This is a genomic window from Chitinophaga sp. 180180018-3 (assembly GCF_037893185.1).
In the GTDB taxonomy this organism is placed as follows: domain Bacteria; phylum Bacteroidota; class Bacteroidia; order Chitinophagales; family Chitinophagaceae; genus Chitinophaga.
This window is the reverse complement of record NZ_CP140772.1, coordinates 2390548-2414709: the sequence shown is the minus strand read 5'-3', so window position 1 is coordinate 2414709 and position 24162 is coordinate 2390548. Positions and strand designations below refer to the sequence as shown.

The 24162-nt window shown below is 48.3% G+C and carries 17 protein-coding genes; 8 read left to right on the top strand and 9 right to left on the bottom strand.

The window, feature by feature from the left end; translation table 11 throughout:
- From UNH61_RS09735 to UNH61_RS09710, 6 genes are all read left to right on the top strand, one after another.
- Positions 1-1887, top strand: coding sequence for a RagB/SusD family nutrient uptake outer membrane protein (locus UNH61_RS09735; protein ID WP_326991902.1), 1887 nt, complete (start codon positions 1-3; stop codon positions 1885-1887).
- A gap of 24 nt (positions 1888-1911) precedes the next feature.
- Complete coding sequence (locus UNH61_RS09730) at positions 1912-3090, top strand: DUF5000 domain-containing lipoprotein (protein ID WP_326991901.1); 1179 nt, start codon at positions 1912-1914, stop codon at positions 3088-3090.
- Between the two features lie 24 nt (positions 3091-3114).
- Complete coding sequence (locus UNH61_RS09725; RefSeq protein WP_326991900.1) at positions 3115-4203, top strand: DUF4998 domain-containing protein; 1089 nt, start codon at positions 3115-3117, stop codon at positions 4201-4203.
- A gap of 50 nt (positions 4204-4253) precedes the next feature.
- Entirely contained in the window at positions 4254-6263 is a 2010-nt protein-coding gene (locus tag UNH61_RS09720; protein WP_326991899.1) for a beta-N-acetylhexosaminidase, read from the top strand.
- A gap of 109 nt (positions 6264-6372) precedes the next feature.
- Positions 6373-9135 (top strand): glycoside hydrolase family 78 protein, encoded by a 2763-nt coding sequence (locus tag UNH61_RS09715; RefSeq protein ID WP_326991898.1) that lies wholly within the window; start codon positions 6373-6375, stop codon positions 9133-9135.
- A 222-nt stretch (positions 9136-9357) separates the two neighbouring features.
- Complete coding sequence (locus tag UNH61_RS09710) at positions 9358-13194, top strand: TIM-barrel domain-containing protein (RefSeq protein ID WP_326991897.1); 3837 nt, start codon at positions 9358-9360, stop codon at positions 13192-13194.
- Between the two features lie 116 nt (positions 13195-13310).
- Here the strand turns inward: UNH61_RS09710 and UNH61_RS09705 are convergent, their stop codons facing one another.
- On the bottom strand, positions 13311-13934 hold the full coding sequence (locus UNH61_RS09705; protein ID WP_326991896.1) for a cysteine hydrolase: 624 nt from the start codon (positions 13932-13934) through the stop codon (positions 13311-13313).
- 146 nt (positions 13935-14080) lie between these two features.
- On the opposite strand from UNH61_RS09705, the gene UNH61_RS09700 reads away from it, so the two are divergent.
- On the top strand, positions 14081-14398 hold the full coding sequence (locus UNH61_RS09700) for a MerR family transcriptional regulator (RefSeq protein WP_326991895.1): 318 nt from the start codon (positions 14081-14083) through the stop codon (positions 14396-14398).
- A 20-nt stretch (positions 14399-14418) separates the two neighbouring features.
- On the opposite strand, the gene UNH61_RS09695 is transcribed toward UNH61_RS09700, so the two are convergent.
- The 8 genes from UNH61_RS09695 to UNH61_RS09660 form a co-directional block, all read right to left on the bottom strand.
- Entirely contained in the window at positions 14419-15729 is a 1311-nt protein-coding gene (locus tag UNH61_RS09695) for a HAMP domain-containing sensor histidine kinase (RefSeq protein WP_326991894.1), read from the bottom strand.
- 2 nt (positions 15730-15731) lie between these two features.
- On the bottom strand, positions 15732-16403 hold the full coding sequence (locus UNH61_RS09690) for a response regulator transcription factor (RefSeq protein WP_326991893.1): 672 nt from the start codon (positions 16401-16403) through the stop codon (positions 15732-15734).
- Entirely contained in the window at positions 16403-17257 is an 855-nt protein-coding gene (locus UNH61_RS09685; RefSeq protein ID WP_326991892.1) for a hypothetical protein, read from the bottom strand. The genes UNH61_RS09690 and UNH61_RS09685 overlap by 1 nt, the downstream gene beginning before the upstream one ends.
- 17 nt (positions 17258-17274) lie before the next feature.
- A complete protein-coding gene (locus UNH61_RS09680) occupies positions 17275-17574 on the bottom strand; it encodes a hypothetical protein (RefSeq protein ID WP_326991891.1) in 300 nt (99 codons plus the stop codon).
- Positions 17575-17660: 86 nt separating this feature from the next.
- Entirely contained in the window at positions 17661-18293 is a 633-nt protein-coding gene (locus UNH61_RS09675; protein WP_326991890.1) for a hypothetical protein, read from the bottom strand.
- Positions 18294-18394: 101 nt separating this feature from the next.
- Positions 18395-19681, bottom strand: a complete 1287-nt coding sequence (locus UNH61_RS09670; protein ID WP_326991889.1) for a hypothetical protein — start codon at positions 19679-19681, stop codon at positions 18395-18397.
- 61 nt (positions 19682-19742) lie between these two features.
- Positions 19743-21575 (bottom strand): amylo-alpha-1,6-glucosidase, encoded by a 1833-nt coding sequence (locus tag UNH61_RS09665; protein WP_326991888.1) that lies wholly within the window; start codon positions 21573-21575, stop codon positions 19743-19745.
- A 90-nt stretch (positions 21576-21665) separates the two neighbouring features.
- On the bottom strand, positions 21666-22568 hold the full coding sequence (locus UNH61_RS09660) for an AraC family transcriptional regulator (RefSeq protein ID WP_326991887.1): 903 nt from the start codon (positions 22566-22568) through the stop codon (positions 21666-21668).
- A 121-nt stretch (positions 22569-22689) separates the two neighbouring features.
- On the opposite strand from UNH61_RS09660, the gene UNH61_RS09655 reads away from it, so the two are divergent.
- Positions 22690-24111, top strand: a complete 1422-nt coding sequence (locus UNH61_RS09655) for an arabinose isomerase (protein WP_326991886.1) — start codon at positions 22690-22692, stop codon at positions 24109-24111.
- The last annotated feature ends 51 nt before the right edge of the window (positions 24112-24162 follow it).

The window sequence follows — 24162 nt, the reverse complement described above, 5'->3', positions numbered from 1 at the left end:
ATGAAAAATAGTAGCATTAACAGAACACTTTTATGGCTGGTCATATGCCTTTGCAGCGCCTGTTCGAAATTCCTGGATGTGGTACCCGATAATGTGGCAACACTCGACAACGCCTTCACAACCCGTATCCAGGCCAAGAAATACCTGTTCACCTGCTATTCGTACATACCCAGAAACGGGGATCTCGACAACGATCCGGCGATGGTGGGTGGCGATGAGCTGTGGCGTTTCGCCACCGAAGGCGGATATTTCAGCATTGCGCAGGGATATCAGAACGTGGTATCGCCCATCGGCGACAGATGGGGATATTATTTCAAAGCCATCCGCGATTGTAACATTTTCCTGGACAACATCGGCAAGGTGCCTGATCTTACAGAAACAGAAAAACGCAGATGGACTGCCGAAGCACAGTTTCTGAAGGCATACTACAATTTTTACCTGGTGATGATGTATGGCCCTATACCGCTGATGAAAACAAATGTGGCGGTAAATGCAGAAGGGAAAGAAATAAACATAGGCCGGGCGCCGGTAGATTCCTGCTTCAATTACATCGTACAGCTGATCAATGGCGCTATCGATTACCTTCCGCCCACCATCACAGATCCTGCCAATGAGCTGGGGCGTGTTACACAATCCATTGCCTTATCTGTAAAAGCGCGGGTGCTGGTATATGCGGCCAGCCCCTTGTTTAACGGCAATACCGATGAGGGCGGACTAAAGGGCCAGGATGGTATCCCCCTTTTCAATACTGCTTTTTCAAAGACGAAATGGGATGCTGCCGCCACTGCCTGCAAACGGGCCATAGATGCCTGTCAACAGGCAGGCATGCATCTTTACCGGTATCATCCCGATTTCCAGATGTACCATCTTACCGATACCATCACTACGCAGCTGAGCATCCGGAATAGCTTTTGCGAAAGATGGAACAGCGGCATTATCTGGGCCAATACACAAACCAATGCCACCAATCTCCAATGGCTGATATCTACCTCCTGGGACCCCGCCAACCGCGATATTACATGGATACGCGGCTGGTTATCTCCTCCGCTCCACATGGCGGAACTGTTTTACACAGATCATGGCGTGCCTATTTCGGAAGATAAAACTTACGATTATAACAACCGCTATTCACTGAGGACAGCGGGCGACAGCGATGCGCTCTATATACATAAAGACTATACCACCGCTTATCTGAATTTCAACAGGGAGCCACGTTTCTATGCCGATCTGGGATTCGACGGAGGTGTCATGTATGGCCAGGGAAGATACGACGACAGCAAGCCCGGAGATCTATTCTATCTGAAAGCCAAACACCATGAAGTGAATGGCGGCGGCAAACCCAACTTCGGCACTGTTACCGGGTACTACATGAAAAAGCCCATTCATTTCCAGAATGTGATCGGAACAGGGAATGATTATTCCGTTACTTATTATCCCTGGCCTATCATGCGGCTTTCCGCGCTATACCTCATGTACGCCGAGGCACTGAATGAAAGCAACGGCCCAACCGGGGAAGCGCTGCAATACCTGGATATGGTAAGAGACGCAGCAGGCCTGAAACCAGTGGCCACTGCCTGGAGCACCTACTCCAACAATCCCGCGAAGTATACCACCCAACACGGCCTGAGAGATATCGTGCACCAGGAAACACTGATAGAACTGGCTTTCGAAGGCCAGCGTTTCTGGGATCTCCGGCGCTGGAAAGAAGCACAAACTGTACTGAACCGGCCCATTAAAGGCTGGGATGTAAGCCAGGATCTGACAGACACTTATTACAGGCCCAAAACCATTTTCAACCAGTCGTTCGGGCTGAAGAATTACTTCTGGCCTATCAGCGAAACAAGCCTGTCGACCGACAGAAGTTTAGTACAAAACCTGGGATGGTAAACATCTCCCTATAAAATTATCTATATGAAATATATCATCATATGCCTGTTATGCCTGCTGTGTTTTTCCTGTAAAAAAGATGGCAGAATTGAATATACAGATCCCAATGCGCCCGCACCGGCACAGGTAAGTAACATACGGGTTACACCAGTGCCTGGCGGTGCTATCGTCACTTACAAGCTCCCGGCAGATCCTCATCTGTCGTACGTAAAAGCGGTATATGATACCCGGCCGGGCAACCTCCGCGAAACCAAAGCTTCCTATTTCGCAGATACCCTGCACCTCGTGGGCTTTGGCGATACGCTGGTTCACCATGTACAACTGTTCAGCGTTGGCAGAAACGAAAAAGCTTCTGCGCCGATAGATATACAGGTACAACCGCTGCGCGCGCCGGTGCTCACCACTTTCAACACCCTGTCGATGGCAGCCACTTTCGGCGGCGTACAGATCTCTTTCCAGAACGATGCGAAAGATAACCTGGCTATATCCGTCATGCTGGATTCTACCGGGCAAAACACCTGGACCACCATCAATACCTTCTACACCAGCGCACCTTCCGGCAATTTTTCTATCAGAGGATTCGATACCACTGTCAGAAGGTTTGCGGTATTTGTACGAGACAGATGGAGCAATAAATCAGATACCCTGATCAAATCACTGAAACCCATATACGAAATATCGGTGCCCAAAAACACCTGGAGTGCGCTGAAGCTGCCTACCGACACCTGGCAGCCGTACTTCAATCTCACCATCGATCATCTCTGGGATGGCAGCATCAACTGGTACGATAACATCTTCGCGTCTACCAATGCCTCCGTATTGCCGCAATGGTTCACCATCGACATCGGTAAAAAGGTAGTGCTCAGCCGCATTGTAGAACACCAGTTCCGGTATGATCACTTATACGCCGGTGGCGCCGTGAAGAAATTTGAACTATGGGGTACTAATAATCCAAGTCCGGATGGCAGCTGGGGCAACTGGCAACTACTGGGCACCTTCACCTCGTTCAAACCTTCGGGGTTGCCGATGGGGCAAAATACCGCTGAAGACATGAACTACGCCTGGTTTCACGGGGAAGATTTCACCTTCGATCATCTGTTGCCAGCCGTGCGTTATATACGTTTCAAAACGCTGGAAACCTACGATTCACCGGGCGCTATCGTGATTGCGGAAATTGATTTGTGGGGACAAATTGTACCCTGACTTCCGAATTTTAAAAACAAAAAAATGAACAAATTATCTTGCTATATCCCATTGTTATGCCTTGTGCTGCCGGCATTTACAGCATGTAAAAAAATGGATGATACTTACCGGAAATTTGCAGTGCCGGATGGCATCTTCTACTCAGGAAAAGCCAATCAGCCACAGGTACACGCGGGCCACAACCGGGCTAAGATTACGTGGTTGAGAAATGCGGATCCTAATGTAGCCACTGCAAAGGTTTTCTGGAATAACTATACTGATTCTATCAGTGTAACCATCCCCCCGGCTGGAGATACGATCAGCTGCATCATTAGTAATCTTCCTGAAAAAATATATTCCTTTATCATCAAAACCTATGATGCTAAAGGTAATTCGTCCGTACCAGTGGAGGTGTTTGGAGCAAGTTACGGAGATACCTACCAATCCAGTTTGCTCAGCCGGATCGTACTAAACACCGTGCTGTATCCTGACTCAGCAGTGGCTACCTGGAGCAGTGCGGATATCTCCAATGGCGCTTACGCTACGCAGATAAAATATACAGATACGCTGGGCAATAACCGGGTGAGTAGTTTTCCCATTAGCTCAACAACTTCCGCTATCAGGGATCTGAAGCCGGGCACCGGTTATCAGTACCGGACGGTTTTTCTGCCTGATTCACTGAGCATTGATACGTTCTATACGGATTACGTTACCAGCAGGCCATTTGCCATCCGTCCTCAAAACTGGAAGATCGCTAACTCTTCGAGCCCGCTTCCGGGAGATCAATACACGGTCACTAACATGATAGATGGTAATCCCCGCACGCTTTGGGTGGGGCAGCCCGCCTATCCGCACTGGTTTTCGGTGGATATGGGAACACCACACCAGATAACATCGTTTACGCTATACAGGGCGCCAGGCGACGACAGAGGCTGCGATACCTTCAAATTATGGACGAGTAGTGATAATATCACGTGGACCGATCTTGGCACATTTACGTTCAACCGGCAGACCGATGAGGGACAATTGTTCAATATTCCCTTGCATCCATGGGCAAGATATTTTAAATTCACAGGACTGACCGGACCGCAGTCATACATTGTGCTGGGGGATATCAGTGCTGAAGGATTCTGATTGCCACGTTCCACGCTCATCAGGCATTTTTAACTCAAAAAATATCTTCAGTGAACAAGTACCTCAGCAAACTATTCATGATGTTGTTTCTACTGGCCTGTCTGCAACTCCAGGCCCAACAACACCCTTCTCTCATACCGCTCCCACAGTCGGTCTCCTGGACAACGGCTCAATTCCCATTGGCCAAATGCCGGGAGATCGTGGCCAGCGGGGACTCCCTGACAAAGGAAGCCAGCATACTGGCACAGGTACTGGCCACGCATGGCGCCCATGCCTCCGTAAAGCAGGCAAGCACGGGCGATTACAGCATTCAGCTGAAACTGGGTCATGTGCCCGCAGCGTATTTGCCCGAAGAAGCTTATCAGCTGGTGGTTACCGGAAAACGTGTAGTCGTTACCGCTAGTACCCCTCATGGTATATTCAACGGACTGCAAACCCTGTATCAGCTCATCACCGCCAGCCATACCCTGCCCGGTTGCGATATCACTGATTACCCGGCCTACAGGTGGAGAGGCTACATGGTGGATGTAGGGCGCAACTTCCAATCCATTCCTCAGCTGAAGCAGCAGATAGATGTGATGGCCCGCTATAAAATGAATATTTTCCACTTTCATCTGACTGAAGATGTAGCCTGGAGACTGCAGATAGCCGGGCATCCTGAGCTCACAGCGCCGGAACACATGACAAGAAACAAGGGACAATATTACAGCATCCCGGAAGTGAAAGAGCTGATCCAATACTGTAAGGATCGCTTTATCACGCTGGTGCCGGAAATTGATATTCCCGGCCATAGCGCTGCTTTCCGGCGGGCTACCGGAGAAGATATGCAGCGTGAGAAAGGAAGTCGCATCCTCGAAGAAGCGATCAATGAAGTGGCCGCTACTTACGATATTCCGTACATCCATATCGGCGCCGACGAAGTAAATATTACCAACAATAAATTGTTGCCTGCCATAGCGGAGATCATACACCGGCACCATAAGGAAGTGATTACCTGGGCGCCGGGCGGAGATCCGGGGAGCACCATCCGGCAGATGTGGCGGGATGAAAAGATCGGCAATGCTGCGGTAAAGTATATCGATTCCCGCTCCCTCTACCTCAGCGACCTTGATCCCATGAACAGTGTAGTCACCATTTTCAACCGGCAGATAGGCGAACGTACACAGGGCGATGAAAGTATGATGGGAGCTGAGATCTGCCTGTGGAGTGATCGCCGGGTTGCAAAAGAAAGTGATCTGTTGCTGATGACGCCCGTGTATCCGTCGATGTTAGCTTTTGCAGAGCGCAGCTGGCGGGGCGGAGGTTATCCCGGGGTGGTATTTTTTATGGGAGACGACAACACGCAACGGGCGAAAGACTTTGCCTCATTCGAGGCGCGGCTGCTTGTTCATAAACGCCGCTACTTTTCGGAGCTGCCGTTTCAGTACGTGAAGCAAACAGGCATACATTGGAAATTGTTTGGTCCGTTTGAAAACAAGGGCAACCTGAACACTTCCTACTGGCCGGAGCAAAGCCAGGCATCGCTGGCCGACTCCGGTGCCGCGCTCCATGTTACCGGCGGTACCATCTGGCTCTGGCAAACGCATTCTTTCATGGGCACAACCGCCTGGCTGCCTGCACCGAAGGAAAACACTACCTGGTATGCGTTCACCCGTTTCTGGAGCGACAGCGATACCACGCTTACCATGTTCACAGAGCTGAAAGACCTTTCCAGATCCGGTGCAGATGCCACTCCCCCGGCAGGCGAATGGGATTATATGAAAAGCCGGATATGGCTGAACAGTGCGCTGGTAGCGCCTCCCGTATGGGCTGCGCCCGGGCGGGAAGCAGGCCGGCTGGAAGATCCGATGATAGATGAAGGCTTCTCTTACCGGCCACCAACCGCGGTGAAAGTGAAGAAAGGCTGGAACAGCGTGCTGGTTAAATTGCCGCTGAGCAGTTTCGATCCGATGAAAGACTGGCAACAACCACCCAAGCTGATGTATACCGTGATACCCGTGCATCGTGAAAAAGGAATCAACTGGTACGAAAACAATACCAGGTACCAGCCGGGGAAATAAACAAACAATTGGTTTTATAAAATATCGTATGCGCATCAATGTTATATAACGTTAACGAGCATACGAATTATAATGGTATTGCCTTGAAAAATCAGCCATAACGGAATTTATGTTAAGATATTTACTGGCAGCAACCTGCCTCCTTTTTGCGAACAATGCCCATGCCACCCTGAAAGACAGTGTGCGGGTGGTTCAATTGAAATGCGAATATGAAATAAATCCATTGGGGATAACAACTGACAACCCGCATTTATCGTGGGAGCTGGTGTCGGATGCACGTGGCGTCATGCAAAGTGCTTATCAGATTCTGGTAGCAGATGATCCGGATTTGCTGCAGCAAAACAATGGTAACGTTTGGGATTCCCGGCGCCAGCCCGGGTCACAGTCGGCATACGTACCCTTTTCCGGAAAGAAACTAAGTGCCGCCAAAACCTATTACTGGAAAGTACGTATCTGGGACAGCAAGGGGCAAGCTACCGCGTGGAGTGCGCCCGGGCAGTGGAAAATGGGGCTGCGGGAGCAGCACGACTGGCAGCACGCAAACTGGATTGCTTTTGAAGATCTGCCGGGAGATAATAACCAACAGCGCACCGCCAATGCCGGGAGCCGGAACATATTGCCGCTGTTGCGCAGAGAGTTTGCCGTGAAGAAACCCCTGAAACGGGCCACGATGTACATTTCGGGCCTGGGCCAGTTTGAGCTGAGCCTGAACGGATATAAAGTGGGAGATCACTTCCTGGATCCCGGCTGGACGCAGTACGACAAAAAGACGCTCTATGTAACATTTGATCTTACCCAACAGCTCCGCCCCGGCAGTAATGTGCTGGGCGTGATGCTGGGAAATGGATTCTATCATATTCCGAAAGAGCGCTACCGCAAGCTGGAAGGCACTTTCGGATACCCGAAAATGATCTGCCGGCTGTTCCTTGAATATAACGATGGCAGCAGCGAAAACATCATCAGCGATCAGCGCTGGAAAACAGCGCCAGGTCCGGTAGTCTATTCCAGTATTTACGGCGGAGAGGATTACAATGCAACGCTGGAGCAGGCTGGCTGGAACCAGCCTGCATTCAACGACGGCTCCTGGAAAACAGCAATGACAGTAAGCGGTCCTGCTAACCTGGAAAGCCAGCTGGCAGACCCACTGAAAGTAATGGATACCCTGAAACCGGTAAAAGTATACCAGCCCCGCCCGGGCGTATGGGTATATGATCTGGGCCAGAACGCATCCGGTATTCCGGCTATTACTGTTACCGGCCCCAAAGACAGTACCGTGAAAATAATACCGGGAGAACTGGTGGCAGCCGATGGTTCGGTAACGCAACAGGCCTCCGGCGGCCCCTGCTGGTTCCAGTATACACTGAAAGGAGCCGACGCTGAACAATGGCATCCTCAATTTTCGTACTATGGTTTCCGTTATCTTCAGGTAGAAGGCGCCGTACCTGCCAATGAAAATAATCCGGAGCACCTGCCGGAAGTACAGGCGCTGGCCGGATGGCATACCCGTAATGCAGCAGCTACCGTGGGCGATTTCAGCTGCTCTTATGAGCTGTTCAACAGGATTTTCCGTCTTGTCAACTGGGCGGTGAAAAGCAATATGGCCAGCGTGTTCACCGATTGCCCGCATCGTGAAAAACTGGGCTGGCTCGAAGAAGCCCACCTGATGGGGAATTCCATCCAGTATAATTTCGACGTAGCCCGGCTGCTCCGGAAAATAACCGCCGACATGCGGGAAGCTCAGCTGCCCAACGGCATGGTACCGGATATAGCGCCGGAGTATGTAGTCTTTTCCGGCGGATTCCGTGATGCGCCTGAATTCGGCAGCGCCGCTGTGATTGTGCCATGGAATGCCTGGCGTTGGTATGGCGATAAAAAAATACTCAGCGACAACTATCATATGATGCAGCAGTATGTGTCGTATTTAGAGAGCAAATCCGTAAATGACACGCTGTGCTTTGGCCTGGGCGATTGGTTCGACATCGGCCCCAACGGCGTGGGAGAATCACAGAATACCCCCAAGAGTAATACTGCTACGGCGTTCTATTACTACGATCTGAGCATACTTGCCCAAACCGCCCGGGTACTGGGATATACCAATGATGTTCGCAGGTATCAGGCACAGATGGCCAGGGTGAAGACAGCCTTCAATACATTCTTCTTCGATAAAACAACCCAACAATATGCCTCTGGCAGTCAGGCTGCCAACGCGCTTCCGGTATATATGGGGCTGGTACCGCCACAAGATAAGGATGCAGTAATCCATCATCTTGTTACAGATATACAAAACAGGAACAATAGCATTACTACCGGGGAGATCAGCCATAGTTTCCTGTTGCGTGTACTACAGGCAGCGGGAAAGTCTGATCTGATATACCGGATGAATGCCCGTACCGATGTGCCGGGATATGGCTACCAGCTGGAGCATGGCGCTACTTCGCTGACGGAATCCTGGCAGGCATATCGTTACGTATCCAACAACCACCTGATGCTGGGGCATCTGATGGAATGGTTTTATAATACCCTGGCAGGCATTGGACAGGCAGAAAACAGCGAAGCGTTTAAACATATCATCATACACCCTCAACCGGTGGGCGGTATCACCTTTGCCCGGGCCAGCTACCAATCGCTCTACGGGCTGATCAGCAGCGAGTGGCAGGAACAGGACGGTACCTTTGAGCTTACCGTAAAGATTCCCTGCAATACTACGGCAACGGTTTACCTCCCGGCTTCCGGCAACAGCCGGGTGTTGGCCGACGGCAAGCCGGTAAGCCAGGTGAAAGCCATCCGTTTTGCCGGAAAAGAAGGAAAACAATCACTTTATAACATCGGCTCCGGGGTGTATCATTTTAAGGTCACTCCGGACACGCATTAGATTAGGTAAAACGCCGGCCTTTCGCAGGCCGGCTTTCTCAGGTCATCAGCTCAACCCCTCCATCCATCAAAGACAGGAAACTACGTTGTTGCCCCTATCTACCTGTCATCTGTAAATAAATGGCTTTATCCGCCAGACGCAAACGTTTGCGTTTATTATACATCATCCTTGATTCTGGTTTATATTTACAGGATGAGATTTTTACACCATCCACCAGTGATCATGAAATACTTATTACGTTTTGTAATACCCGGCTTTTTGCTGCCATTCGTTTCCCCGGCAGGCATTTTACAGGTAGCGGCGCAGCAGAAAATTTCCAGCCAGCAGCCAGATACCGTAAAAATAATAAGCATCCAAAAAATCAATCCAACTACTGTAGCCCTGCAGTTATCTAATCAGCGGCGCCTGTTGCTGGATTTCTACGGCGAGAATATATTCCGGATGCTATGCGACAGTACCGGCAAGGATTTCAGTGACCCGCTGGCATCGCCGCCTGCGAAAATATTAGTGGATAACCCGCGGCGGCCGGTTTCGAAAGTAACTATAACTGAAACTCCGGATGAGGTAAATATCAGCAGCGGTAAAGTCAGCATTATGCTGGATAAGCATTCATCCCGTATCAGGGTGTTGAATGGCGAAAAGAAAAAGGTAGCAGAAATAAACGGACCGGTTCAGTTTAGCAAAAAACAGGTGACGCTGAGTTTGAAAGAAAATCCCGAGGAATATTTCTATGGTGGCGGCGTGCAAAACGGAAGATTCTCACATAAGGGTAAGGCCATTGCCATTGAAAACCAAAACAGCTGGACGGATGGCGGCGTAGCTTCCCCTACCCCGTTTTATTGGTCCACCAACGGCTACGGCCTGATGTGGTATACCTTTAAAAAAGGGAAATACGATTTTGGAGCAGCGGAAAAAGGAGTGGTTAATGTTTCTCACGAAACCAATTCCCTCGATGTTTTCTTCATGATCGACGAGCAACCGGCAGCGCTGCTCAATGATTTCTACCAGCTCACCGGTCACCCTGTATTACTGCCCAAATTCGGGTTTTATGAAGGGCATTTGAATGCCTATAACCGTGATTACTGGAAAGCAGATACCAGCGGTATTTTGTTTGAAGATGGAAAACGGTATAAAGAAAGTCAGAAAGACAATGGAGGCACAAAGGAATCTTTGAACGGCGAAAAGAACAACTACCCCTTTTCGGCCCGTGCTGTCATAGACCGGTACCAGGCGCATGATATGCCGCTCGGCTGGATACTGCCCAACGACGGCTATGGTGCGGGTTATGGACAAACAAGTACGCTGGACAGCAACCTGCTCAACCTGAAATCTTTCGGGGACTATGCGAAGCAGCATGGCGTGCAGATAGGCCTCTGGACACAGTCGGACCTGCATCCGATAGATAGTATCAGCGCCTTATTGCAGCGTGATATCATCAAAGAAGTAGGGGTGGCCGGAGTAAGGGTATTAAAAACAGACGTGGCCTGGGTGGGCCAGGGGTATTCATTCGGATTAAACGGCGTTGCCGATGCTGCGAATATTATGCCCCGGGAGGGCCATGATGCGCGGCCTTTTATCATTTCTCTTGATGGATGGGCGGGTACACAACGTTATGCCGGCGTATGGACCGGCGATCAGACGGGCGGCGTTTGGGAGTATATCCGTTTTCATATTCCTACCTATCTCGGATCAGGATTATCGGGCCAGCCGAACATTACTTCCGACATGGACGGTATCTTCGGAGGCAGGCACCTGGCGGTGAATATACGGGACTTTCAATGGAAGACTTTTACGCCGATGGAGTTGAATATGGACGGATGGGGCGCTAATGAAAAATATCCCCATGCGTTGGGCGAGCCAGCCACCTCCATTAACCGTACTTATTTGAAGCTGAAGTCGGCGCTGATTCCTTATACCTACAGTATTGCCAAAGAAGCGATGAACGGACTGCCGATGATCCGGGCCATGTTCCTGGAATATCCGGAGGCATATACATTTGGCCGGTGTACACAGTATCAGTACCTGTATGGTCCCTGGTTCCTGGTTGCCCCTGTTTATAAAGAAATCCATACAGATAAAGCAGGAAATGATATACAGAATGGCATCTATCTGCCTAAAGGCACCTGGATCGATTACTTCTCCGGCAACCGGTATGAGGGCAACCGTATCATCAACAATTTCGCTGCACCTATCTGGAAATTACCGCTGTTTGTGAAAAGCGGAGCTATCATCCCGATGGCTAATCCTAACAATAACATCTCAGAAATTAACAAAGGGCTGCGTATATACGAAGTATACCCGGATGGCAAATCGGCCTTTACAGAATACGACGATGATGGGTTTACCGAAGCTTATCAGGCAGGGAAAGGCGCTACTACCCTGATTACATCATCGGTTGAAAAAGGTACGGCCATTATTACAGTTCATCCGACTCAGGGAAATTTCGAAGGATTTGTAAAGATTAAAACCACGGAATTTCATGTCAATGTAAGCCAACAACCAGCCAGTGTAGCTGCATTGCTGGGAAAAAGTGCTGTAAAATTGAGAAAGGCCACATCTAAAGCGGATTTTCTGAACAATACGAATGTATATTTCTATGACGTGGCGCCTGACCTCAACAGATTTGCAACGAAGGGAACTGCTTTTGAAAAAGTTGCCATCATCAAAAATCCGCAGTTGCTGGTGAAAATTGCAGCCACTGATATTACGGTTAATCCTGTGAAGCTTAGTGTAAACGGTTATCGCTTTGCACCGGCGGAACATCTCGCTAAATCGACCGGTACTTTGGCGGCTCCAATGCAGGCACAGGTTGCCGATACTAACGCGAAGGCTTACACGCTGACACCCGGCTGGAGTAAAGTTGCCAATGCAGATTATTACGAAATTGAGTTCAACGGTCAGCTTTACAGCACGATTACAGATACGGCACTTTTGTTTGAAGACCTGGTTCCTGAAACTGCCTATGCGTTCAAGGTACGGGCAGTAAACAAGACGGGGCATTCGGACTGGAAAGAGTTTGCTGCCCGCACCAAAACAAATCCGCTGGAATTTGCTATTAAGAATATCACAGGGCAGTCTACAGCACCGGCGGAAGAGGGAAATGAACTGGCTAATCTGTTCGACTTTGATGAAACCAGCATGTGGCATACACAATGGAGTAGCAAAGCGGTTCCGTTTGAACTGGTAGCGGATCTGATGTCTATCAACCAGCTTGATAAAATCCAATACCTGCCGCGTAACCGGGGCAATGGCATTTTATTGAAAGGAAGTATCTCTTACAGTACGGATAAAATCAACTGGAATGATGCCGGCTCTTTTGAGTGGGCTAAAACGGGAGATGTAAAGGAATATGTTTTCAGGAATCATCCTACTGCCCGATACATCAAAATAGCCGTAACCGATGCTGTTGGCGGATATGGCTCGGGACGGGAATTATATGTATTTAAAGCTCCTGGTTCCGTAAGTATTATTCCGGGTGATATCAACAATGATCAAAAAATAGATAACAACGATCTCACGTCTTATATCAATTATACCGGGTTAAGAAAAGGAGATGCTGATTTTGATGGGTATGTAAGTAAGGGAGATGTGAATAACAATGGTTTAATTGATGCTTACGACATATCCACGGTAGCTACCCGATTGGATGGAGGCGTAGATGCTGAGGCCAAAGATAGCCTGCAGGGCAGATTAGTCATCAACGCCAATAAACATGCCTATGAAAAAGACGATATCGTTGAAATAAAAGTAAGTGGCACCGGTCTTCGGGGCGTGAATGCCCTGAGTTTTGCATTACCTTATGATAGCCGGGATCTTGAGCTGGTGGGGATTGTGCCGCTTCATATGAAAAACATGCAGAACATGACCAACGACCGGCTGCATAGCAACGGTAAAAAAGCGCTGTATCCTACTTTTGTGAATATTGGTGATCAGGATACATTATCAGGTACGACGGATCTGTTCGTGATAAAGTTCAAAGCGAAACGAGCCTTGAATTATAACTTAAAACCGGTGGATGGTATGCTGGTAGACAAACAGTTGAATTCCATAAAGTTTTAAGTCAGGACCATCCTGGGTTAAGTATTTTAGTACCCAGGCCAATCATCCGGGTTGAAACATTTTAATACCAAAGCGGCGCAGCACCCTGAAGCTGTGCCGCTTTGGTATTTTTAGTCTTATCCATTCGTAAATTCCTGTGTGGTCAGATGTTCTCCGAAATGATGTACTATTTCATTGAGAAAATAGTGCTGCTGTGCTCTTGTGAAGGCAGCAGTGGCGTCTGAAATAACGTGCGTATTATAGCCTTTATCGTGTGCATCGCGTAAAGTGCTTTCCACACATACGTGGGTAGCATAGCCAACGAGATAGAGATTTTGTATGTTATTACTTCTCAAAAAAACATCCAGGTTAGAACCGGAGAAAGCGCTTGCCCCTGTTCTGCCGCCAACGATGAATTCATCTTCCAGCGGCTGTACCGTTTCGAAAAATTCGGCGCCAAAACTACCTTTCTGAAAAGTACCTGCCCGCGGAATCGCTTTCCGCAAACCACTTTGTCCTTTTCCCAGTTCGGGATATCCTTTTGCAAAGTTCAATCCTACATACACTACCGTGATGCCGTTCTTTCTGGCGTAGCCAAGCGCTTTTTCAATGTTAGCGATGGAATCTGACGTCATACTTTCGTCGATAATAAGCCCCTGGCGCAGTTTGCCGTCAGGATGCATCCATTCGTTCTGTGTTTCAATAAGTAGGAGCGCTGATGGGCCGGTGATGCCTGCTTCTGCATTTGTTTGCCTGTTCATTGATTAAAATTAAAATGTAAAAAGCTACTGATTGGAGTTACAAAGCAATAAATGACATATTTTGACATAAATTGTAAATAATTTACAATTGCAAAATAAGGGGAATTATTTTACATTTACAACAATTATTGTAAATAATTTACAAAATGGGGAAATCAGAACCAAATATTGACTTGTCTTTCGACTTTGATTTTTTAGATAAGTTAGTCGTGGGTATAGGTGAGGTAGCGCAGATTACGGGTATTCCAACACGGCAGATACGTTATTGGGAAGATAAGGGAATTATTGTCAGTTTAACTGAAGAAGAAGGTAAAAACAGGCGATACGATTATAAGAATATCAAAAAAATGTTGCTCATCAAGGAACTTCTGGATGAGGGTTATACCCTTGATGCAGCAGCTGAAAAGGTAAAGAACCGGTTAGAGATGATAGAGCAGACTTTAAAGAAGCTTCAGAAGAAGTAATGGTATTACTTTATTGATGCTTACACCGGGAATACCAGTGTGAAAGTACTTCCCCGCGGCGCTCTGCGCAATACTTTTATCTTAACCCCATGAAATTGCGCAATTGTTGCTACGATGGCTAATCCCAGCCCGTAGCCTTCTTGTTTGTTTCTCGTGCCCTTCCGGAAACGATGAAAAATATTCTCCATATCCTGTTCGTCTATACCAGGCCCGGTATCCTCAATCAGGAGATGATACTCTCCCGGGAAGGTTTCGTCCCTTATGATTACCTCTCCGCCTGGTTGGTTGAACTTAATGGCATTATTGATGAGATTATGCAGCAGCTGAAACATCAGATCGTAGTTCATTTTCCGGAGTATAACATCCCGGGATAAGGTGATCCTGAGCTGCAGCGCTTTCTCTTCCATACGATGCGTCAGTTCCTCTGTCACTTCCCCTATCAGCAGGGAGGGCTTTAATTCATCATTCCGGGGGAACTGGTCATTTTCGATACGGGAGATTAATAAAAGGGAATGTACTATTTTCTTCAGCCGGTTTAGGGTAGTCATCATTCCCATGACCTTTCGCTGCATGGCCGGGGTCAGATCATTATCTACCATGAGGTTCTCCATTTTCGACTGCAGTATGCTGACTGGAGTCATCAGTTCATGCGATGCGTTCGAGGTAAACTCTCTTTCCTTTTCGAACGCTTCATTGATCTGATCCATGAGCTCCATCAGGGAATTATCGAGATACCGGAAATCGGCTGTGCTGGTGTTAACCGGCGGCATATGCTTCCGGAAGGGAATTGTTCTGTTCAGCAGGCGTGCCCTGATGATGGCGCCCAGTGGTTTCAGCAGGAACCGGGTGAATATCAGGTCGGTGACGATGGTGATAACGATGAGCCCTCCGAGCACATATAACGCTACTCTTTGCAGCGGGCGGTTATACTGGCTGATTGTAGCTGTTTTCTTTCCCACTTCCAGCATAAATGCGCGTCCGTGATCCTGCAGCACGTGGCTTAGTACGCGGTAGGTAAGCGTATCTCCTTCTACAATACGTTTTACTGTGGAAATGGTATCGCGTAAAAAGAAGCGGCTGGCAGGCTCCAGTGAAATGTATTCCTCTTTCAGCATGGTGTAGCTACCGTAGGTCTGCTCTCCCTGCAGGTAGGTATCAATGCCGTCTTTCGCTATCACCCGCAGCACCTTTTTCTTTTGTTCCTTCAGGTAGGAGTCGTTATACTTGAAGGCAATACTCTCCACCAGCCAGGGCAGCAACAATATAAAGAGTGTCGCCACGGCCATTTTAGATAACGTAATAAAAAGAGTCAGCTTAGTCTGTAGTTTCACACTCAGATCTTTATCTTATAACCAACATGACGGATAGTTTGTAACCATTCAACCGTTCCGTGCGCTGATAATTTTTTCCGGATGTTTTTAATGTGTACATCGATATAATTGGAATCATAATCGGTATCAGCAAAGCTGCCCCAGATATGCTCACTTAACTGCATCCGGGTAAGCGGTCTGTTTTTATGCAGCAGCATATAGCTAAGCAGGTCAAACTCTTTCCGGGATAATGTTACTTCGATATCGTTGAAATAAACAGCGCGCTTTTGAAGGTCCAGATTAAAATCGCCAACGGCAATCACTGATTCCTGGAGACCGAATTTCCGGCGGGAAATCGCCTGCATCCTGGATTGCAGCTCCAGCAGGGAAAAGGGCTTGGGCAGATAGTCGTCCGCTCCAAGATCGAGTCCTCTGATCCGGTCTTCCAGCTGGCCTCTTGCCGTTAATACAATAAACGCAGCTTCTGTTCGTATTTTACGCGCCTGCTGTAATAGCTGAAGTCCATCCATGTCGGGCAGTCCAAGATCTAACAGCACAAAGTCGTACGGATTATCCTCCAGCAGCAACATTGCCGCTGAAGCGGTGGCGGCGGTGTCGCAGGAATAAGTTCCTCTCAGAAATGATTCCATCTCAGTAGCCATGGCTTGTTCGTCTTCAACTATCAGTACTCTCATTAGAACTGGTAATAAAAACTACAATTAACAAAAGAATGATTGGTTCCGGCGCCTGAAAGCGCGTTATCACTTAATACCGACAACTGGTACTCCACCTGCAGCATATAATGGCTGCGGTTATAGGCCAATGGCACGCGGAGGTTGTAGGAAAGCAGATCGAAACGCGTACTTTCTTCTGTTACTGTTTGGCTGTTTGCAGGCACTCCGGGCAAAATCGGGATAGGCAACCCGAGTTTCGACAGCTGTGAGATCCTTTCCTGTACGTAGGTCTGGTAAAAATGCTGTGTTCCGGCCACCGCATCTACCGAAGGCGTAAGCGTGATCAGATCCTTCCCTTTTGCAAAACTGCCCAGCGAAATCTGCTTCTCTGTGCTCAGCGTTACAAACATATCGTTCCGCTTTCCGAAGGCATAGTCGGCATTCACACCGGTTGTCATCCAATATTTGTATTTCAGTGAAACAGACGCGTTATCACTGTTTGCCGCCTGCAGAAACCTGGAATCAGCCGGGTAAAATGTATGGCTGTATGACAGATCTGCTTTCAGTTTTTTTCCGATAGGAAAATCAAACCCGGCGCCTGCGCTGCTGGCAGATACAAAAGTACCGGAATCACTCAACAGGCGGTAAGCAGTTCCCGTTAAATAAAATCCCGAACGGAACTGTACATTGGCAGCTGTAGCTACATACGGCATTGCTTTCTCGGCAGTTTGCCCATAGTAGTTGGCGTTATTCGTATATAACGCTCCTATGGTAAACGTTACTTTCTTTGAAGGAGCTTCGGTGGTGTCAGTTTGCGCGTACACAGATCCACAATGCATTCCAATCAGGAATACAAGCATTAGTGCATATCTCATAACATATATTTGCCTTGTCAGATCAATCCATTTATAATTCTTGGTTTAATAACCTTAATAGGTTTGATGGGCAATGGAGAAGGAATAGCCATTGGCTTGATAAGCCGCCTCGATTTCGGTACTTCCTTTATTTCCGGAAGTTGTACATCTGGTTTTTCAACCGGCTTTTCAGATTGGTTTTTCAATGGCGGCACGCTGTCCGAATAAATCAGGTAGCGGTTAAACCCTGGCCGTTCTCCGTATGTTGTGGTAACATGCCCCCGCCCATAGCCATTTTGCAGCTGAAATATTGCCCAAAAAGGCAGCAGGACGGACATAAATCTAAATATTCTCACCATAACATACGAAGACCGGAAAAACTTAGCCCCTGGCTGCAGACAAAATTCTGCATTTTATTTCAAAATTACAAGATGCCTACTTTTGCACCAGTAACTACCCTTGTATTAATATGAACAGGCGTAACTTTCACATTTACAGACTGTTGAGCCGCAGATTTAACACCAGTAGCAGTTTTCAACACAGATCCTGCTGTTCCTGATACCGCCTGATGAGCTGTAGTAGCTGCATGTACCGCTGTACTTACACCATTGTTCCCTACTTCTATTGCATTCGCTGCTGCCGCATCGGTTGAAGTGCTCAACTGGCTACCTGCCTGCTGAGCTACCCCGCTCACATCAGGAGTTACTATAGCCGCACTTCCCTGAGCAGCACTATTGCCGGATACCGTTGTCTTATTACTATTTACGCTACTATTATCGCTATTGCCTGATACTATTGCCTGATTACTATTTACATTATTATCACTGTTGCCAGATACTGTCGCCTTACTATTATGACTTACATTATTATTACCACTATTATCATTACCACGAACAGACATAATAGCACTGCTACTGCTTCCTGCCTGGACATTACTTCCGCCCTGCCCACCGCCGGCACTGGCGCTGGTCGTATGAGTGGTTTTAACTGTTGCCTGCTGGGCGAACGCTGCGCCTGAGAATAGCATAATTGCTATCATTAATGTTTGTGACTTCATAGTTATGATTTTTATAAAAGCAAAACTATAATGCGAAGATGAAGCGAGGATGAAAAAGAGAAGATCGACGGAAACTTTTCTGGCCATATTATGACGAATCACTACTCAATTCTGATTCTACCTATCTTACGGGCAAATCGCTGTACTAACCCCTCCCATTCTTCCTGATACTCCGGGTTATCATAACAGTGCTTCGCATAAGCATACGTATCAACAGAGAGATGCCAGTTAAAAATATTTTCTACATACTTAATTCCACTATCAATAACCTCCTGCAATACTTCCTGCTTAGACACGCCCGACTGGCTGCAATACCTGTCGAGCCAGGCTCCTCTTCCCTGCTTCACATAAGTCACCAGCAACTTCTTCGTTATCATTTCCACCGGAATAAACTCCATCTGAAAATCCTTCACCATGATCGCCATTTCTAATAACTGAGGTTCGTATAGCCGTTCAGGTATGTCGGTCCGCAACAAACCTCCATGTTTTACCGCCAGGTAACACAGGGCGCGCGTAATCAGTTCATCCGGTAAATAACGCAGCGCCATTCCATTCTTCGCGGCTGCTTCAAACGCCAGCGCCTCGTTTATATATTCCCGTGGGAACCAGGTCAGCGCCTGTATACAATGGCTCATCGCCTGCATACAAAGTTCCCGGGTGCGGAACGCCATTGGTACCCGTTTCAGATCGCGATAATTTTTCCCGACCTTCATCGCCCACCACGCCGCATCGCGTTCCTGCGACGCCAGCACCAGCTCTCCGTTCGCCAGGTCGCGCCCCAGCTCTTCCACATCTGTTGTCAATGGATTATTCAACAACGCCCGCAGTCGTGGCGAAAAAATACGATCACCGTCTTCGTCTTCTGCATATTCGTTTTCTTCCGGCGATGCGGGATTACGATCATTATAATAAAACAGCGTAATCTCTTTCTTTCCCGGCATGAGGTAATAGTCATCTACCAGCATTACCGGCGCCCGGAATACACCATCGCATTGCATCCATCCGTGATTGTAGTATAAGAGGATAACTTCACGTGCAGTAACGTTACCGGTTACACGAACCGGCGAACCACCTATCAGCATGCTCTGGCAACTTACGTTTCCTGCCACGTAAAGTACCGGCCCGTAGTCGCCCTCATCATTGACGATATTACCACTTACATCAAGATTCCCGATGATAATAAATCCGTTGATATATTCCCCCTTCTCTGTTCTTTCAAGATCCAGCACAAAATTGCCGGTAAGCGTGAGGTCTCCCTCGTGGATATAAAAGTAAGTGTCTTCTTCTACCTGGTCCATAAATGCTTCCCTGCTCTCGTAGATAAAAGCATCTACCTGATAGCGGGCTATAGCCTCATTGCGGGTAACAAGCGTAAATTCCTTATGCATACAGATCTTTTATAACAATACAACTGCGCCTGCAATTTATATAAAAATCTATATGCAACAACTATCGCTCCGAGCTGTAATTCTTTACCGCCAACAATGTGAGGTAATTGTCAACCAGGTATCCCTCATATCCCCAGCATTCACCATTCCAGGTCTTCCAGTCTTTGGTCATTTCCGTGCCCTCACAATTCCCTTCGAAACCGCCGTCGCGGAAGCTCTCCAGCATGGGAAACAATATGCGTTCTGCATCTTTCTTCAATCCTGTATCATATAATGCCTGAAGGGTAAAGTAAGCATAACAACCGGAGGCGCCTCCGTTTTCATATACCTGGAAACGCTGATATCCCCAACGAGGGTCGTGATGGGCATAGTCGTTGTCTGCTATTGAAATGAGGTTACCGGGCAAGCCTACACGAAAATTAGCATACCCGACATCCTTCATTTTCTGCAACATGGTTTTCATGATCTGCGCCGACTGCTCCCTGGTCAGTAATCCATAACAAACAGCAATGCTGTTCACAAACATAAAATAGTAGTCATGCAACTCGCCATCTTTACTTTTCCATCCGGCGAGGACATTGGTTTTATTGTTGAAGAAAGCCGGATAATAAGCGGCCTTTAATTTAGCAGCAGCATTAGCGTATGTACGTGTATCCTCCTTTTCCTGCAGCATATCCGCTACCTGTGCCAGCAACACTAATGCCCGGTAGGCCAGTGCGTTGGAATATGCATCGGCATGACCAAACCCGATAGTATCCCACCAGTTCGCAGGCCTTTTGAAAGGCTTGTCGTCCCAGCTGCCGGAGTTGCCGGAATACCCATATTCGATGAGTCCATCGCCATCGCGGTCTGTAGCCAGCATTTTCGCGGTCCATTCTTTAATACCTGCGTAGCTGCGGCGGCCCCAGGTTTTATCTTTTGTGTCAAGAATATAGTAACACGCAGCGATAATCAGCGATGGCATGCTGTCGGACGAGTCGTATTCACTTTGCCACGCTGCCCCGTTTTTATAGCCCACCTGGCCGTAGCCTTTCATGCCTCCGAGGTAACGATCGAGGCTGTTGCGGATCAGGTCCAGCGCGGTAAGGTCTTTCGCAAGGGCCGGTGTATAACGGGCCATTTCGGCATACAGGAATAACGTGAACGTACAGGCATCGCTGGCACTGTTGTTAGCCAACGTACCAATACGCGGATTCAGTTGAAAAATATTGATATAGTTCTTCCGGTATCCGTCGAAGCGCGGGTCTCCTTTGATCGCCGGCATCTCACGGTAAATAGTCACGGGCTCCAGTACATACACCAGTTCAGGCTTTCCGGAACCAGCGGCATTAAAGCCCAGTTTTACAAATGGCTCGCCCCGGGTATTGCCGGAGTCGAAACGGAATGCGTCGTATTGCAACTGCACATCCGGCTGGTTGCAGCTGATCCGGAAGGTACCCTGTCCCGGGATATGCCAGATACAGGGAAACTTCACCTGTCCATCTACAGGCATATGTCCCAGCACGGTGCAATGATTTTTCTTTTGTGCCACCGTAATCTCAAACGGCGCTGCGTTGCCATGCGACCGGATTTCTATCCGTTTATCGTGGCAGGTAAACTGCCAGGCCAGCTGATCATCTTTATAATAACTGATACTGTTCCCGGTTTGCCGGCTCGTAAAAGTTTCGCCTGCTGCAGTTATAATCAGCGGACTGTTATCCAGGTGCGACTGCCCCAGGCTATCGGCTGTAAAGTAGAGCAGTTGCGGCGATGCGGCGGACAGGGTCAGTTTAAAAAACGGGGAGCTAAAGCTGAAATCGCCGGCAGTGCCATTGAAAAATCCGGGCAGTCGTGGCATGGCTGTCAACAGGATAGCAGCGGACGATTGTTTGATGAAATTACGTCTGGAGTTCATTGGTATAAACAAACTTGATACTTCATAAACTTATCCCAATTACGGCGGCCGGGCTGTTGGCAATTGACCTGATTATAATGAAAAATGACATTATCCCCTGGTATTGTTCCTGAACGCAGCGGGTGTAACCCCTACCCTTTGCCTGAAAAAAGAAGTGAAGTAATTGGTAGATTCAAAATTGAGTTCGTAAGCTATTTCCTTGATCGTTTTCCTGGAACCTGCCAGCAACTCCTTTGCCCGTTGCGTCCTGATCTGTTGCTGGTATTGCGCCGGTGAAAGCCCAGTATGTTGTTTAAACATCCGTCTGAACCAGGAGTAGCTGATATTCAGCTCCAGTGCCAGTTGTTCCGGCGAGATGCTGCCATCGGGATGCTCACGCATCAGCAATCTTGCTTTTTCTATTTTCGTGGCAATTTCTGTTTCCTGTAACCGGCTGTTCCTGACAGAAAAATACACGGTGCCCAACATATGCATCACAATACCTGCAATGGCTTGCTGGAAGCCTGTTTGCTCGTCTGCTGCCAGTTCTGTTATCTGCCTGAATAATCCCACCAGCTGTTCGCTGAATCCCAGCTGATACAATGGTTCCTGCCGTTGAAAATAATGATGCCGGAACAGTTGGTCGGCAGCGGCGCCCCGGAATCCTACCCACCAGGTATCCCATCCTGTGGCGGGTTCTGGTGTATAGCTATGCCATTCGCCCGGGAAAAGCAGCATCACGGCGCCTTCTGTAACGGGTGAATTATTAAGATGTGCAGAACTGAAACGCCCGGCGCCACGGGTGATATAGATCAGCTGGTATTCGTCGAGGATCCTGCCGGTATCCGGACTGAAACGATAGCCCGACGGGTGGTCCTTTGATGGATACCTGCTATGCGGCGATACAGACTGGTAGCCGATTGTAGTAACGGTTATCCCCCAGTTAATGTCGTCTTCATTAATGGTAAGATACTTGATCAGGGATGCCCCGGATTTTGGTTTGCGGCTCTGCATTATTAAAAATAAAAACTTATTCCCGTTTCCGGAACAGGTGTGTCAGAAATCGGATTACAAAAAACAGAAACTACCACGACTATACGCAAGCGGCCAATAGTTTTGCAGAAAAAACAGGAATATGGGAAGTATCAAAGTCGGCCTTTTCGGAATAGGATTATCCACTTATTGGCCTCAGTTTCCCGGCCTGCTGGAGCGTCTGGAAGGCTACCAGGAGGTGATTGCCAGGAGGTTACAGGATGATGTAGTTAGCATTGTGAACACCGGATTAGTGGATACGGTAGACAAAGCCCGTCAGGCGGCCGACCGGTTTAAGCAGGAAGATGTGAGCATCATTTTCCTGTATGTATCTACCTATGCCCTCTCCGCCACTGTTTTACCTGTTGTTCAGAAAGCAAAAGTACCGGTGGTGATACTCAACATGCAGCCGGTAGCTGCCATCGATTATGATTGGTTTAACAGTCTTGGTGACCGCGGCACCATGACCGGCGAATGGCTGGCCAATTGCCAGGCCTGCGCCGTACCGGAAATCGCCAACGTATTCAACCGTGCCGCCATAAAATTCCATGTGGTCAGCGGTACGCTGAATGATGAAGAAGCCTGGCAGGAAATAGCCGACTGGAAAGAAGCCGCTGCTGTAGCGGCTGCCATGCGACATAACCGGCTGGGGGTACTGGGACATTATTACAACGGTATGCTCGATATTTATTCCGACCTGACTTTACAGGCGGCTACTTTCGGCGGACATATACAACATATTGAAATGTGCGAGCTGGCTGCATTCCGGCATGCGGTGAGTGCGGCCGAAACAGCCCGGAAAGTACAGCAGATCCGGGAAGAAATGGAAGTGCTGGACGAATGTCCGGAACACGAAGTACAGCGGGCAGCGCAAACTGCAGTAGCATTGGATAAACTGGCAGCACATCATCAGCTGGGCTCTCTTTGTTATTATTACGAGGGCACACCGGATGGTGAATATGAAGATCTGATCGCATCCGTTATAGCCGGAAACTCCCTACTGACAGCGCATGGCATCCCTGTTGCCGGAGAATACGAAGTGAAAAATGCGCAGGCCATGAAGATCATGGACCTCTTTAATGCAGGTGGTTCTTTCACGGAATTTTACGGAATGGATTTCAATGAAGGAATTGTATTGATGGGACATGACGGCCCGGGACATCTGGCTATTGCAGAAGGCAGGCCTTTGCTGAAGCCACTCGGTGTTTATCATGGTAAGCCGGGAAAAGGATTATCTATAGAGATGAAAGTAAAACACGGTCCTGTTACACTGCTGTCGGTTGCTGAAACCGGTACAGGTAAATTAAAACTGCTCATAGCAGAGGCCAGGTCGGTACCTGGCCCTATCCTGAAGATCGGCAATACTAACAGCCGTTACCAGTTTCCTATCGACATTAAATCCTTTGTTAACAACTGGAGTAAAGCCGGACCTGCACATCACTGCGCTATTGGTGTAGGCCATATTGCAGGTAAACTGGAAAAATTGGGAGAAATACTTGGAATGGAAACCGTAAGAGTGTGTTGAGAGGAACATCAGGTTCACTTCCCGTTCTCCACACTTTTCAGTTCCGCTTTC

Coding starts and splice junctions, on each gene's coding strand:
- UNH61_RS09665 (WP_326991888.1), bottom strand. CDS start 21,575: ATGAACTCCAGACGTAATTTCATCAAACAATCGTCCGCTGCTATCCTG.
- UNH61_RS09715 (WP_326991898.1), top strand. CDS start 6,373: ATGTTAAGATATTTACTGGCAGCAACCTGCCTCCTTTTTGCGAACAAT.
- UNH61_RS09680 (WP_326991891.1), bottom strand. CDS start 17,574: ATGTCCGTCCTGCTGCCTTTTTGGGCAATATTTCAGCTGCAAAATGGC.
- UNH61_RS09735 (WP_326991902.1), top strand. CDS start 1: ATGAAAAATAGTAGCATTAACAGAACACTTTTATGGCTGGTCATATGC.
- UNH61_RS09725 (WP_326991900.1), top strand. CDS start 3,115: ATGAACAAATTATCTTGCTATATCCCATTGTTATGCCTTGTGCTGCCG.
- UNH61_RS09660 (WP_326991887.1), bottom strand. CDS start 22,568: ATGCAGAGCCGCAAACCAAAATCCGGGGCATCCCTGATCAAGTATCTT.
- UNH61_RS09685 (WP_326991892.1), bottom strand. CDS start 17,257: ATGAGATATGCACTAATGCTTGTATTCCTGATTGGAATGCATTGTGGA.
- UNH61_RS09655 (WP_326991886.1), top strand. CDS start 22,690: ATGGGAAGTATCAAAGTCGGCCTTTTCGGAATAGGATTATCCACTTAT.
- UNH61_RS09730 (WP_326991901.1), top strand. CDS start 1,912: ATGAAATATATCATCATATGCCTGTTATGCCTGCTGTGTTTTTCCTGT.
- UNH61_RS09705 (WP_326991896.1), bottom strand. CDS start 13,934: ATGAACAGGCAAACAAATGCAGAAGCAGGCATCACCGGCCCATCAGCG.
- UNH61_RS09700 (WP_326991895.1), top strand. CDS start 14,081: ATGGGGAAATCAGAACCAAATATTGACTTGTCTTTCGACTTTGATTTT.
- UNH61_RS09675 (WP_326991890.1), bottom strand. CDS start 18,293: ATGAAGTCACAAACATTAATGATAGCAATTATGCTATTCTCAGGCGCA.
- UNH61_RS09690 (WP_326991893.1), bottom strand. CDS start 16,403: ATGAGAGTACTGATAGTTGAAGACGAACAAGCCATGGCTACTGAGATG.
- UNH61_RS09670 (WP_326991889.1), bottom strand. CDS start 19,681: ATGCATAAGGAATTTACGCTTGTTACCCGCAATGAGGCTATAGCCCGC.
- UNH61_RS09710 (WP_326991897.1), top strand. CDS start 9,358: ATGAAATACTTATTACGTTTTGTAATACCCGGCTTTTTGCTGCCATTC.